At 62.0% G+C, this 14736-nt stretch carries 7 protein-coding genes; 6 read left to right on the forward strand and 1 reads right to left on the reverse strand.

Annotated elements, in window-relative coordinates; genetic code table 11:
* The 3 genes from ACE3PH_RS14660 to ACE3PH_RS14670 form a co-directional block, all read left to right on the forward strand.
* Nucleotides 1-4664, forward strand: a 4664-nt coding sequence (locus tag ACE3PH_RS14660; RefSeq protein ID WP_374320389.1) for a beta strand repeat-containing protein, incomplete at its 5' end; no start/stop codon positions are given.
* Nucleotides 4665-4675: 11 nt separating this feature from the next.
* A complete protein-coding gene (locus ACE3PH_RS14665) occupies nt 4676-5095 on the forward strand; it encodes a type I secretion C-terminal target domain-containing protein (protein ID WP_374320391.1) in 420 nt (139 codons plus the stop codon).
* A gap of 100 nt (nt 5096-5195) precedes the next feature.
* Nucleotides 5196-6038, forward strand: a complete 843-nt coding sequence (locus ACE3PH_RS14670) for an AAA family ATPase (RefSeq protein ID WP_374320393.1) — start codon at nt 5196-5198, stop codon at nt 6036-6038.
* 12 nt (nt 6039-6050) lie between these two features.
* Here ACE3PH_RS14670 and ACE3PH_RS14675 read toward each other — a convergent pair whose 3' ends face one another.
* Nucleotides 6051-7232, reverse strand: a complete 1182-nt coding sequence (locus ACE3PH_RS14675) for a GGDEF domain-containing protein (protein ID WP_374320395.1) — start codon at nt 7230-7232, stop codon at nt 6051-6053.
* Between the two features lie 123 nt (nt 7233-7355).
* Between ACE3PH_RS14675 and ACE3PH_RS14680 the strand changes: the two genes are divergently transcribed.
* The 3 genes from ACE3PH_RS14680 (at nt 7356) to ACE3PH_RS14690 (ending at nt 14731) form a co-directional block, all read left to right on the forward strand.
* Nucleotides 7356-8531: a VWA domain-containing protein gene (locus ACE3PH_RS14680; RefSeq protein WP_374320397.1), complete on the forward strand. Its 1176-nt coding sequence runs from the start codon at nt 7356-7358 to the stop codon at nt 8529-8531.
* Nucleotides 8532-8663: 132 nt separating this feature from the next.
* Entirely contained in the window at nt 8664-10499 is a 1836-nt protein-coding gene (locus ACE3PH_RS14685) for an autotransporter assembly complex family protein (RefSeq protein WP_374320398.1), read from the forward strand.
* A complete protein-coding gene (locus ACE3PH_RS14690) occupies nt 10496-14731 on the forward strand; it encodes a translocation/assembly module TamB domain-containing protein (RefSeq protein ID WP_374320400.1) in 4236 nt (1411 codons plus the stop codon). Before ACE3PH_RS14685 ends, ACE3PH_RS14690 begins: the two co-directional genes overlap by 4 nt.
* Nucleotides 14732-14736: the final 5 nt, after the last annotated feature.

Raw genomic sequence — 14736 nt, forward strand, 5'->3', positions numbered from 1 at the left:
GCGCGACCAGCACGAGCTTCACCTACACGGTGAGCGACGGCACTTCGACGGTGACGGGCACGAGCACGATCAACGTGACGCCGGTCAATGATGCGCCGGTGGCCAGTTCGTCGAGCATCACGGTGGCCGAAGAAAGCCAAAACACGGGTCTGGGCCTGAGCGCACCGACCGATGTGGACAGCACGAGCCTGACGATCACGGTGACGGGCCTGCCGAGCGTGGGCACGGTGACGCTGGCCGATGGCACAGCGGTGAGCAACGGCATGACGCTCACGAGCGCCGATCTGGCGGGTCTGCAATACGACGCGCCGGCGGACCTGGCGAGCGCGACCAGCACGAGCTTCACCTACACGGTGAGCGACGGGACATCGACGGTGACGGGCACGAGCACGATCAACGTGACGCCGGTCAATGATGCGCCGGTGAACACGCTGCCGAGCAGCTTCACGACCAACGAAGACACGTCGGTGAAGCTGACGGGCATCTCGGTGACGGACGTGGACGCGGGCAGTGGCACGATGACGGTGACGCTGGCAGTCAATAGCGGCACGATCACGGCAGCGAGCGCGGGCTCGGTGACCGTGAGCGGCACGGGCACGGGCACGGTCACGCTGACCGGCACGCTGACAGACATCAACAGCTACCTGGCGTCGAGCACGACGGCACCGACCTATGTGCCGGTGGCCAACGCGAACGGCACGGCGACGCTGACGATGACGACCAGCGACGGTGGCAACACCGGCACGGGCGGCACGCTGACGGACACGGACACCAGCACGATCACGATCAGTGCGGTCAACGACGCACCGGTGAACACACTGCCGAGCAGCTTCACGACCAACGAAGACACATCCGTCAAGCTGACGGGCATCTCGGTGACGGACGTGGACGCCAGCAGCGGCACGATCACGGTGACGCTGGCGGTGACGAGCGGCACGATCACGGCGACGGGCACCAGCTCGGTGACCGTGAGCGGCTCGGGCACAGGCACGGTCACGCTGACCGGCACGCTGACAGACATCAACAGCTACCTGGCGTCGAGCACGACGGCACCGACCTATGTGCCGGTGGCCAACGCGAACGGCACGGCGACGCTGACGATGACGACCAGCGACGGTGGCAACACCGGCACGGGCGGCACGCTGACGGACACGGACACCAGCACGATCACGATCAGTGCGGTCAACGACGCACCGGTGAACACACTGCCGAGCAGCTTCACGACCAACGAAGACACATCCGTCAAGCTGACGGGCATCTCGGTGACGGACGTGGACGCCAGCAGCGGCACGATCACGGTGACGCTGGCGGTGACGAGCGGCACGATCACGGCGACGGGCACCAGCTCGGTGACCGTGAGCGGCTCGGGCACGGGCACGGTCACGCTGACCGGCACGCTGACAGACATCAACAGCTACCTGGCGTCGAGCACGACGGCACCGACCTATGTGCCGGTGGCCAATGCAAACGGTACGGCGACGCTGACGATGACGACCAGCGACGGAGGCAACACCGGCTCAGGCGGCACACTGACGGACACGGACACCAGCACGATCACGATCAGTGCGGTCAATGACGCACCGGTGAACACGCTGCCGAGCAGCTTCACGACGTCCGAAGACACATCTGTCAAGCTGACGGGCATCTCGGTGACGGACGTGGATGCCAGCAGCGGCACGATCACGGTGACGCTGGCGGTGACGAGCGGCACGATCACGGCGACGGGCACCAGCTCGGTGACCGTGAGCGGCTCGGGCACAGGCACGGTCACGCTGACCGGCACGCTGACAGACATCAACAGCTACCTGGCGTCGAGCACGACGGCACCGACCTATGTGCCGGTGGCCAACGCGAACGGCACGGCGACGCTGACGATGACGACCAGCGACGGTGGCAACACCGGCACGGGCGGCACGCTGACGGACACGGACACCAGCACGATCACGATCAGTGCGGTCAACGACGCACCGGTGAACACACTGCCGAGCAGCTTCACGACCAACGAAGACACATCCGTCAAGCTGACGGGCATCTCGGTGACGGACGTGGACGCCAGCAGCGGCACGATCACGGTGACGCTGGCGGTGACGAGCGGCACGATCACGGCGACGGGCACCAGCTCGGTGACCGTGAGCGGCTCGGGCACAGGCACGGTCACGCTGACCGGCACGCTGACAGACATCAACAGCTACCTGGCGTCGAGCACGACGGCACCGACCTATGTGCCGGTGGCCAACGCGAACGGCACGGCGACGCTGACGATGACGACCAGCGACGGTGGCAACACCGGCACGGGCGGCACGCTGACGGACACGGACACCAGCACGATCACGATCAGTGCGGTCAACGACGCACCGGTGAACACACTGCCGAGCAGCTTCACGACCAACGAAGACACATCCGTCAAGCTGACGGGCATCTCGGTGACGGACGTGGATGCCAGCAGCGGCACGATCACGGTGACGCTGGCGGTGACGAGCGGCACGATCACGGCAGCGAGCGCGGGCTCGGTGACTGTGAGTGGTTCGGGCTCGGGCACGATCACCTTGACTGGTACGCTGGCCAACATCAACAGCTACCTGGCGTCGAGCACGACGGCACCGACCTACGTGCCGGCATCGAACGTCAATGGCACGGCGACGCTGACGATGACGACCAGCGACGGTGGCAACACCGGCTCTGGCGGCACGCTGACGGATATTGATACCAGTGTGATCACGATCAGTGCGGTCAACGACGCACCGGTGAACACACTGCCGAGCAGCTTCACGACCAACGAAGACACATCCGTCAAGCTGACGGGCATCTCGGTGACGGACGTGGATGCCAGCAGCGGCACGATCACGGTGACGCTGGCGGTTGATACCGGCACGCTCACAGCTACGAGCTCGAGCTCAGTCACGGTGACGGGCACGGGCACCAGCACGGTCACGTTGACTGGCACACTGTCTGACATCAACAGCTATCTGGCGTCGAGCACGACGGCACCGACCTATGTGCCGGTGGCCAATGCGAACGGCACGGCGACGCTGACGATGACGACCAGCGACGGTGGCAACACCGGCTCTGGCGGCACGCTGACGGACACGGACACCAGCGCCATCAAGGTCACAGCGGTTGCTGACGCCCCGACGTTGGCCATCACCACAACCACTTCTGCCGGTTCCATCACGGTACCGACCAGCGTTGGTTTGACGCGCTACACCTACACCAATATTTCGACTGTGGATACCACGGTGGCGTCGTCACCGACCAATTTTGAGGCTGGTGTCGAGGCTGCAACGGCCACGAGTTCAACTACCGTGACCAATGTGGCAGTGACATCAACCGTGGCGGTTGATACGGCCCAGCGCTATTACGGCTACATCTATCTGGAGGCTGGGCACACCTATCTGATTACCGGTACCAGAGATGACACCTTGGTCGTGAAAATTGGTGGCACGACGGTGGTTGCCTCCGGGTACAACAACTGGGGTGATCTGAGTTCGGCTACAACGGGGACGGGGACAAATGGAAACAATGTCTCAACCTACACCGCCTACACGGTGACCGTGTCGGGTTACTACACCATCGAGGTTGACTACTACAACGGTGATGGTGCGTCCGCACTCGATTTGAATGTGTCGGTGGATGGTGCCACATCAGTCGACTTGAGTACCTCGAACTTCAATCTCTACACATCAACGACCTCGTTCTCGTCGGTGGCAGGCTCGCTGGTGTCGATTGGTGATGGCGGGTATTACCCTGCTTCTGGCTATGCCAAGCTGACCTTGGCCAACGTGACGGCCTCCCTGACTGACACAGACGGGTCCGAGACGCTGGCATTGACCGCCAGCGGTGTGCCTGTGGGCTACACCTTGACCGATGGGGTGCATACCTTCACGGCAACCAGTTCGTCTACCTCAACGGACATTTCGAGTTGGAATCTCCATGATCTGACGATCCTGGGTGGCAGCACGTCAGCTGACAACAGCGTGACGCTGACGGTGACAGCAACGGCGACAGAAAGTTCGAACGGCAGTACGGCCTCGACGACCTCCACTGTCACCCTGGACACTTCTTCGACGACGACATACACCATTGGTACCAGTGCCAGCGCCTCGACGACCGGTACCACCGGCGACGATGAAATCCTGGGTCTGGGTGGTAATGACACCCTCAATGGAGGCAATGGTGATGATGTGCTGATTGGCGGAGATGGCAATGACAGCCTCGTTGGTGGCGCTGGATCTGACGTGCTGTGGGGGGGAGCCGGCAACGACACCCTGACAGGGAACACCACAACTGCGACTGAAAATTCGACTACGGACGTTTTCGTCTGGCGACTGGCTGATGCAGGAACGGCAGGTAGCGCGGCTGTGGACACGGTGACACGTTTCAGCACGGTTGCCGCCAGCAGTGGCGGCGATGTCCTGGATCTGCGAGACCTGTTGCAAGGCGAATTGCACACTGGTACGGCCGTGGGCAACCTGACGAACTACCTGCATTTCACAACAGTTGGTGGGACAACGACCATCCATATCAGCACGGCTGGTGGTTTCACAACGGGCAATTACACAGCTGAAGACCAGCAAATCATCTTGACGGGTGTGAATCTGGGGGCTGGTACTGATGCATCCATCATCCAGACGTTGCTGACCAACGGTAATTTGAAGACGGATTGACCATCCACCCCATGAGTGACTTTCCGTCTTCTGACCCGGGCACCTTTGAATGGCAATTGGCTGACGCTTCTACAGCGTCAGCCCCTGCCGTCAAGTCCGAAGTCATCGCCGATTTCAACCCCGCCGCGCCAGCGGCTGGGGGAGATGTGCTTGATCTGCGAGATGTGTTGACTGCAGGGCAGGGCGGATCAGGTGGCCAACTCGACCATTTCCTGGATTTCGACACCACCTCGTCGGCTGGTTCGACCATCGTGCGCATCAGTGCCACCGGCGGGTTCGGCGAAACGCCAACAGAGTTGCCGCAGGAAACCCAGCGCATCGTGCTGGAAGGCGTGGACTTGCGTCTGGCGATGGGGCTGGACAGCCATGCACCCGACACCCAGGTTATTGCCCGGCTGCTGAGTACTGGCAATCTGATTGTTGATCTCTGATTCAGTTCAGCGCTGGATCACGTCAATCTGACCGGCTGAAGCTTTTCGGGGTTCGGCCTATACTCGTCGCAACTGACCACTTTCCTAGCGCAGACGCCCCATGAAGTTTCAAGGTACCGACCAATACGTTGCCACAGACGATCTCAAGCTCGCCGTCAACGCAGCGCTGACCCTGCAGCGCCCCTTGCTGGTCAAGGGTGAGCCGGGTACGGGCAAAACCATGCTGGCTGAACAGGTGTCCGAAGCCCTTGGCATGCCTTTGCTGCAATGGCACATCAAATCGACCACCAAAGCCCAGCAAGGCCTTTATGAGTACGACGCGGTCAGCCGTTTGCGCGACAGCCAGTTAGGTGACGAAAAGGTCAAGGACATCCACAACTACATCGTCAAGGGCGTGTTGTGGCAAGCCTTTGAAGCCGAGCAGCCCGTGGCGCTGCTGATTGACGAAATCGACAAGGCCGACATCGAGTTTCCGAATGACCTCCTGCGTGAAATCGATCGCATGGAGTTCTACGTTTACGAGACCCGTCAGATGATCAAGGCCAAGCATCGCCCGCTGGTGATCATCACCTCCAACAATGAGAAGGATCTGCCTGATGCCTTCCTGCGTCGGTGCTTCTTCCATTACATCCGCTTCCCAGATGCGACCACGATGAAGCAGATCGTGGACGTGCATTACCCGAACATCAAGAATGATCTGGTCAGTGCGGCCCTGCGCCACTTCTATGAGGTGCGCAATCTGCCGGGCCTGAAAAAGAAGCCGAGCACGTCGGAGTTGATTGACTGGCTGAAACTGCTGCTGGCCGAAGAGATTCCGGCTGAAGTGCTGCATGGCGAGGGTGACAAGGTCAGTGTGCCGCCCATGGTGGGTGCCTTGCTGAAAAACGAGCAGGACTTGAGCCTGTTTGAAAAACTGGTGCAGATGGCCCGCAACAACCGATAAGCTTCGAGGCGGTCAGGCCAGATGCAATAGAGGGGCGCACACCACACGGTTGCGCCCTTCTGCTTTGGCACGGTAGAGCGCCTCATCGGCTCGGTGCAGCAGCGCAGACAAGGGCTCTTCACGCCCTTGTGAAGTAGCCAGCCCGGTCGAAATGGTGACCTTGATCAGTTCTCCGTTCCAGGCCACGCTGGTCTGACTGACGGCCTGACGCAGTCGTTCCGCGGCAAGCAGGGCACCTTCGTGCAGGGTTTGTGGCAACAGCAGGCAGAACTCTTCTCCCCCAAAGCGGGCCACCCGGTCCACTTCGCGGGCATGCTCCTTCAGCGTGGCCGATACGGCGCACAGCACGGCGTCTCCGGCAGCATGCCCGTAGCAGTCGTTGATGCGCTTGAAGTGGTCCACATCCAGCATCAGCAAGGTGAAGTGCTCGCCGTAGCGCTGCATGCGCACCACTTCGCGGTCCAGCAGGTGCTCGAAGGCGCGCCGGTTCAGCAAGCCGGTCAGGGCGTCATGATGAGACAGGTGTTCGAGTTTCATCACCAGGCGCCGCACAACGATGTAGCCCAGCACGAAGCACGACAGGATCGAGGCGACGATGCCCAGAAACACCACACCATACTGCGTCAAAGTGCGGTCTGGCCAGCCCGTTGGCCAGAGGCTCGATGGGATCATTTCACTCAGGCTCAGCCCGGCAAAAATCAGTCCGGCGGTGGACTGCAGGATGCCATGCGCAAGAGAAATGCCTGGTTCGAACTCCATGATCAGCGGGCGGTGGCACTCGCGGGCTGTCTGTACCAGCCCCCACGCATAGATCGCCGCGCAAGCTGTGATGCCGGCGGCTTTCCAGTTCAAGGGGATGCAGATGGCCAGGCAAAACAGGGGGGTCACCAGCGCGGCGAGCACGTGTCCCAGGTCGGTGCGGTGTATGCGCAGGAAGGACTGCAGGCCGCGGCGTGTGGAGACCTGGGCAAACAGGCCGCAGACAGCGGCCAGTAGCACCAGGGTGGTGTCATCGGCTGCGCGGGTGTTGGCGGCCATCAGGGCCAGCGCGGCCCCGTTGGCCAGAGCTGACACAAACCAGTGCATGGCGGCTTTGCGAGACAAGCCTAGCCAGGCCCCGGCAGTCCACCAGGTCAGCGCCATGAGGGCATGCGTGAGCACGACAACCGACAGCAAGAGGTGGTGAACATCCATGTTGTCAATTTAACGGCGGACTCTGTGCGCGAGATGAGCGGGGCAACCCTGATTTCTGTTCGTCCCGTTACTGCACGTCACCCGATAACAGGCCAAAATACGACATAGTTGGCAGGACTTCACATGCTCATTGATTTCTTCTTTGCCTTGCGCGCGGCTCGTCTTCCGGTCACGATTCCGGAATATCTGAGCTTGCTCGATGCGCTCAAACGCGGTGTGATTGAACCCTCGGTGGACCAGTTCTATCATCTGGCGCGGATGTCGCTGGTGAAAAACGAGACCCATTTCGACAAGTTTGACCGCACGTTCGGGGCCTATTTCCATGGCGCCACGCAGGCGCTCGACCTGACACGCGATCTGCCTGCCGAGTGGCTACGCAAGCGCTTCGAACGTGATTTGACGCCCGAAGAGAAGGCTGCCATCGAAGCGATGGGCGGACTCGACAAGCTCATGGAGCGGCTCAAGGAGCTGTTCGAGGAGCAAAAGGAGCGTCACGAGGGGGGCAATAAATGGATTGGCACCGGTGGCACCTCGCCCTTTGGCGCCTATGGCTACAACCCCGAAGGCATCCGCATTGGTCAGGATCGCTCACGTCATCGCAGTGCGGTGAAGGTGTGGGACAAGCGGGAGTTCAAGGATTACGACGACTCGATCGAACTCGACACCCGCAACATCAAGGTGGCTTTGCGCCGTTTGCGCAAGTTCGCGCGGCAGGGCGCAGCAGAAGAACTGGCACTTGATGAGACGATCCATGCCACCGCGGCCAACGCCGGCATGCTGGACATCAAGATGGTGCCCGAGCGTCACAACACGGTGAAGGTGCTTTTGCTGATGGATGTCGGTGGCTCGATGGACGACCACATCCACCGCGTGGCCGAGCTGTTTTCGGCCGCCAAGAGCGAGTTCAAGCACCTGGAGTTCTATTACTTCCACAATTGCGTCTATGACTTCATGTGGAAGGACAACCACCGCCGCTATACCGAGCGCATCCCGACCTGGGATGTCATCCGCAAGTACAACAAGGATTACAAGCTGATCTTTGTTGGTGATGCGACGATGAGTCCGTACGAGATTCTGCAGCCCTATGGCTCGGTCGAATACAACAACGAAGAGCCGGGTGCCGAGTGGATTCAACGCCTGACCCATGCCTTCCCGCACTTCGCCTGGATCAATCCTGAACCGCCGGGTGTGTGGGAGTACCGTCAGAGCGTGTCGGTCATGCGTCAGTTGCTGGGCAACCGCATGTTCCCGCTCAGCTTGCAGGGGCTTGATGGTGCCATGCGGCTGCTGAGCAAATAAAGCGGATCCATGGCGAGGTTGCTCTCTGGTTTCTTGGCTGCGGCGGGCTTGTTGCTGGTCAGCGCTTGTGCTTGTGCACAATCGCCTTCCACATCGGTGCCAGGTTCGGCAGAGGGGGGCGCTGTGGCTGCCATGGCGCCCGACGCTGCTGCCAGTGCCCCATCGCGTGTCCGGCGTCCGCCACCGGACTGGCGGCTGGAAATCAAGGCGCCCGACGATATTCGCCAGCTGCTGTCGAGCTATCTGGATCTGGCCCGCTACCGGGTAGAAGCCCAATCTGCGGCCAACGCACCGGCTAATTCAGCCTCTGAGGCCGCCACGCTTCCTCTCATGACAACCACGACCATCAGTCGCAGCGAGTTGCGGCGCCTGGTAGCAGCCATGCCTGATCAGGCTCGGGATCTGATCGAAGCTCAGGGTTATTTTGCTGCCACCATCACCACCAGTGTGGGCGATGAGGTCGAGGGCCAACCGCTGGTGATCACGCTGGTGGTCGATCCGGGTCCGAAAACAAGGGTCACTCAGGTCCAATTGATGTTTGAAGGCACCCTGGATGTGAAGGCCGATGCGGGCGACAAGGCGGCATTGGCACTCGAGACCCAGTTGGCGGAGCAGTGGACTCTGCCGGTGGGCAGTGATTTCCGGCAGGACGAGTGGGCTGCAGCCAAGAACGCCTTGCTGGCACGACTGCGGGCACAGGGCTATCCGATGGCCAGTTGGAGTGGTGCAGCTGCCACCGTCGATGCGCAGGCGCACACGGCCAAGTTGTTTGTCGTGGCAGACAGCGGGCCGGCGTTTCGATTCAGCCATGTGGACATCGAGGGCCTGAAGTACCACAGTGCGTCCACGATTCTCAATGTGTCGCCCTTCACCACAGGTGAATTGGTCACCGAGAAAGAACTGCTGGATTTTCAGGAGCGCATCCAGAAGCTCGACTTGTTTGACAACGTCTTCGTGACGCTGACCCCTGACGAAAGTCAGGCCGATGCCGCGGTCGTGTCGGTGCAGGTTCGGGAGATGTTGCTGCAGCAGGCCACGCTGGGTGTGGGGATCAGCAGTGACACCGGGCCGCGCGTATCAGCCGAACATGTGCATCGTCATGTGTTTGGAACCGATTGGCAGTCGAAGTTGAAGCTCCAGCTGGGCCAAGACGACTCGTCTTTTGAGTCCACATTCACCTCCGCGCCGTTGAAAGGCCGTCGACGCTGGACTTCGGCGCTCCAGTTGGCGCGTGAGCTTCAGTCGGACGATTCGGTCAAGACGAGTGAAGGCGCACGTTTTGGTCAACTGCAGGAAGGTGATCGCCTGGAGCGGACCCATTACGTTGAATACATCCATGCCAAGGTAGATAACAGCAGTGGTGACCATGTGTCTGACGCATCCGCCGTCGATGCCACGACGCAATGGACCTGGCGTGATGTGGACAATCAATTGCTGCCAACCAAAGGCATTGCCCTGACGACCACGTTGGCGCTGGGGCAGAGTTTTGCGCGCATCGGTGGCAGCGGTGGTTTCGGCCGTGCTTACGGCAAGGTGGTCTGGTATCAGCCGCTGCCTTTGGGCTGGTACGCCACCACGCGGGCCGAGGTGGGGCAGGTGCTGGCCAGGGGCAGTGTGAGCGTGCCAGACACCTTGCTGTTCAATGCGGGCGGTGACAACTCGGTGCGTGGCTATGACTACAACAGCCTGGGCATTGAAAAGGACGGCGCCACGGTGGGGGGGCGTGCGATGGCGACGGGCAGCATCGAGTTGGCCCATGTGTTGTCCTCCCGGATGCCCAGCTTGCTGGGGGCGGCCTTCGTCGATACCGGTGCGGTGTCCGACCACCTGAGCGACCTCAGTTTCGTGAAGGGCTTGGGTGTGGGCTTGCGGTGGCGCAGCCCGGTCGGTCCTTTGCGTTTTGACATTGCACGTGGTGTGGATGCGAACCAATGGCGCGTGCATTTCAGTGTGGGGATCGCGCTGTGAGTGACGGGCACGGGCGCATGCGTCAGGTGGGCCGTGTGGTCTGGCGAACCGTGCTCGGCTTGTTGGCGGCGGGGGGGCTGGCGATTGCGCTCACAGCCGGGGCAGCATGGTGGATATTGCGGACACCCGGTGGCACCGCTCAGGTGCTGGACTGGCTTCCCGGCGTGCGTGTGGTGGCGCCTAGCGGGGCACTCCTGGGCGACTTCGCTGCGGCACGAATCGAGATAGACATGCCCCGAGGGGGCCGATTGACGCTGCTTGAGCCCAGTTGGAGCAAGCTGAGCGTGGCCTATGACCCTGGGGTGCTGTGGCAGTTCGGCCTGCGGGCCGATCGTGTGCAGGCGCGAGAGGTCGAACTCAAATGGGTCAGCAACCCGGTAGCAACGCCGGCTCAGGGCGAGCCTGCACTCTCGGTGCCTTTTTCGCTGGATGTGAAGCGGGTGGAGGTGGGGCGCTTTGCCAGCAACCTGCTGGGCACGCAGACGGTTGCGCAACTGGTGGCGTCCCTGCGCCTGCAGCGCCCGTCTTCAGCTGTGGGGGGGCGTGGCCATAGCCTCCAATTGACGAGCCTGGATGTCGCCGGCTGGCATCTTCAGGGGCAAGCCGATCTGGGCGTGCACGGGCTCAAACAGACCCAACTGAATCTGAAGGCGCAGCAGCAAGATGGTGGCACTGCGGCACAGGTGCCCGTCGGCGCAGCGGTTTTGAGCTTGCGAGGGCCTTTATCGCAGCTGTCAGCGCAGGGGGCGATCAGTCTGACGGGTGGCAAAACCGGCGCGCAGTCCCTGAGTTGGCAGGGCGAGTTGGCGCCTTTTGCGGCTTGGCCGGTACACACCTTGTCGGTTCAGTCCCAGGGGCTGGATCTGGCTCGAGTCTGGCCAGAGGCTCCGCGTACCGCGGTGACTGGACAGATTCAGATCATCCACGAACAGCCCAAAGGCAGCCGCACGGCCAGCCTGCATGGCGTGGTACATGTGCGCAATCCGGCCTCAGGCCCCTGGGATGCAGGGAGGGTGCCACTCACGCAACTGGATGGCGATGTCTGGCTGGACAGCCCATCCAGCCTGGCTGGTACGACATCGTCCGCGTGGTGGCAAAAGGGCTGCTTGTCAGCCAGGGCCGTGTTGCCTTCGCCTGATGCCAAGGCGCGGCTGGAATTGGAAGGCCCGTGGAATCTGGCTGTTGCAGGGCAGACGCGCGTGCAGGCACGACTCACCGCCATTGACCTGAAGTCGATGGATGGTCGCGCGCCACCTTTGCGTGTGGGTGGCGAACTGCGGGTGCAGCCCGATGCCGCGCAGGACGGTCATCCCAACTGGCAGAAGTTGTCCGTTGTTGCGCAACTGTCTGGCGTGAGAACGGATTCGAGCAGTGCCGTTGCCAACCGACCGGTTTCTGCAGACCTGGATGGCAGCTGGACGCCTGGGGAGGTTCTGGTTCGGCAGTTGAGGCTGCTGTCCGGTGGCGTACAGGCGCGCGTGACCGGCAAGGTGCTGTTGCCGCCTCAGCATCCGGTCTGGCAGGTGCAGGCGCAGGTTGATCTCAAAGAGTTCGATCCCCTGGCCTGGTTGCCATCGACGTGGCTGCCTCCCGGGCCGCATCGTCTGCAAGGCAGTGTCCGCCTGGATGTGGATGGCTTGCTGCAGGGGCAGGCTTCCGCTCACCTGGACAAGAGCATGCTGTCCGGACTGGCTCTGGACGGCAGCGTGAACTGGGTGGCGCCGGCCGGGCGCGCTGACATGTCTGTTCAGTCAGACCTCAAGCTGGCTGGTAACCGCTTCACGCTGGCGGGTGACGTTCCTGTTCAGCGCCAGGCCGGACAGGTGCGCTGGTCCGCGCAACGTTCGGTGAAGTTGGCCGCTTCGTTGCAGGCGCCGGTTGTTGGGTCGTGGCAGCCCTTGCTGGCCTGGTTGGGCTGGCGCGACGTCCAGGGACAGTTGGCTGCAGACGTCGGTGTCGAGGGCGTTTGGCCCGCATGGCGTGTGCATGGCAATCTGCATTCGGATGGTCTGAAAGCCACATCGCCCCAGCAAGTGCCGATGGAGCTGAGCAAGACGGTGGGGCAGTGGGATTGGCAGATGGCCTCCAGCAATGCGCCCGTGTCCGGTTCCGTGAATCTGTCTGCGGGCCGGGTTGGCAACGTCCGGCTGAATCAGTTTGTCGCACAACTCTCGGGCTCGGCTGCCAGCCACAGGCTGAAAGCTCAGGGTGATGTACAGCTCAGTACCACCTCGTCAGGAGCCCACCCGCGCACCACCGTGAGGGCTGCGCACCTGGACTGGTTGTCTCAGGGTGGCTGGCTGGGTGGTGGCGTGCTGGGTTGGCGAGGCGAGGTGAGCCACCTGCAACTGCGTACGGTGGAACGCAAGCCTCAGGACATGCTGGTGGCAGACACCATGCCCATGAGTTGGCGACTGGATGAGCAGGCCTTGAATGCGCAGGTCGGTGCATCTGCACTCAACCTCGCTGGCGCCCAGACACGTGTCAAGGAGTTCGTGTTGTCCTATCCCCGGCAGGGGGGCGGCATCGAGCAGTCGCAGATCAACCTGGCGATGGAGATCACACCTTTCGCCCTGGCCGATGTGCTGGCGCGCTGGCAGCCGCAAGCTGGGTGGGGCGGCGATTTGATGGTCGCGGGGCATGTGCAACTGGTGCATCGCCCGGGCGAATCATGGCAGGCTGACGGCCGATTGGAGCGGCAATCAGGTGACTTGTCTTTGTCCGAGCCCTCCATCCAGGGCAACACACGGCAGAGCCTGGGTATCAAAGTGGCGGTGGTGAGTCTGACCGGGCGGCAGGGGGTCTGGAGCTTGTCCCAGCAGTTTGAAGGGCGGGTGCTCGGCACCGTCAAGGGTGCCCAACAGGTGGTGGTGAAAGACCCGTCTCGCCTGCCAGCTGGTGGTGATGCGGTCTCTGGTGCGCTGGATCTCAACATTGGCAACCTGCGTCCGTGGGGCGTGTGGATGCCTGCGGGCTGGCGTCTGGGTGGGCAGGTACAGGCGCATGTGGCGATGTCTGGCACCTTGATGCACCCAGGCCTGACAGGGTCGGTCAAGGGGCAGGCGCTGTCAGTCGGGAACGCCTTGCTGGGCGTCAATCTGGCCGATGGTGTGCTCGACCTGTCGCTGGATGGTGACCACGTGACCTTGACGCAGTTGGCTGCGCATGGTGCGTCAGACCAAAGCGGCGGGCTGGTGTCGGTGACCGGCGATGCTCGGCTCGGGGCATCGAACGAGTCGCCTCAGGTCAAGCTCAATGTGCGCGCTGATCGGTTTGCCTTGCTGCAGCGCATTGACCGCCGTGCCTTGGTATCGGGCCAGGGTGTGATCGAGATGGGCGAGGACGACCTGAAGGTGGATGGCCAGTTCACGGTTGATGAGGGGCTGGTCGACATCAGTCGCTCAGACGCACCGACTTTGGGTGACGACGTCAATGTGATCAACCGGCCCGGCGAGGTGGCGTCGGATGACGCGGCTCAGGATGTCGAGGCCGCACAGGGCGCCAAACGCAAGCTGCAGGTGAATCTGACGGTTGATCTGGGGAGCAAGTTGCAACTCAAGGGGCGAGGATTGGAGACCTTGCTGGCAGGCCATCTGCGCCTGACCACCCCCAATGGGCGACCAGCCCTGAACGGCGTGGTCCGCACGGTATCGGGCAAATATGCGGCGTATGGGCAGAAGCTGACCATCGACCATGGCTCGATCACGTTCAACGGCCCCGTTGAGAACCCCCGTCTCGATATCCTGGCGCTGCGTCCCCAGTCCCCATCAGCTCAAACCGAGGTCAAGGTAGGTGTACAGATATCGGGCACGGCACAGGAGCCTCGTGTGCGGCTGTATTCGGACACTTCCATGTCTGAAACTGAAAAGCTGTCCTGGCTGGTGCTGGGGCGCGGTCCTGCCGGCTTGGCTGGTGCGGACATCGGCTTGCTGCAAACGGCGGCATCGGCCTTGCTGGTGGGGGAAAACGGCTCGCCCAAGGACTCGGTGCTCTCGGCCATTGGCCTCGATACCTTGTCAGTTCAACAAAAGAGCAGCGGAGACGTGCAGACCACCGTGGTCAATGTCGGCAAGCAGATATCGCGGCACTGGTATGTCGGATATGAGCGCAGCCTCAACGCGACAACGGGTAGCTGGCAACTGGTCTATCGGCTGGCCCAGCGCGTGACCTTGCGGGCGCAAGCGGGTGAAGACAATGCGCTTGACCTGATCTGGTCCTGGCGGTTCAACTGAGTGCA

The organism is Aquabacterium sp. (assembly GCF_041909175.1).
In the GTDB taxonomy this organism is placed as follows: domain Bacteria; phylum Pseudomonadota; class Gammaproteobacteria; order Burkholderiales; family Burkholderiaceae_C; genus Aquabacterium.

Bases quoted from the DNA above. Each gene is read 5' to 3' on its own strand.
- ACE3PH_RS14665 (WP_374320391.1), top strand. From the start codon at position 4,676: ATGAGTGACTTTCCGTCTTCTGACCCGGGCACCTTTGAATGGCAATTG.
- ACE3PH_RS14670 (WP_374320393.1), top strand. From the start codon at position 5,196: ATGAAGTTTCAAGGTACCGACCAATACGTTGCCACAGACGATCTCAAG.
- ACE3PH_RS14675 (WP_374320395.1), bottom strand. From the start codon at position 7,232: ATGGATGTTCACCACCTCTTGCTGTCGGTTGTCGTGCTCACGCATGCC.
- ACE3PH_RS14680 (WP_374320397.1), top strand. From the start codon at position 7,356: ATGCTCATTGATTTCTTCTTTGCCTTGCGCGCGGCTCGTCTTCCGGTC.
- ACE3PH_RS14685 (WP_374320398.1), top strand. From the start codon at position 8,664: ATGGCGCCCGACGCTGCTGCCAGTGCCCCATCGCGTGTCCGGCGTCCG.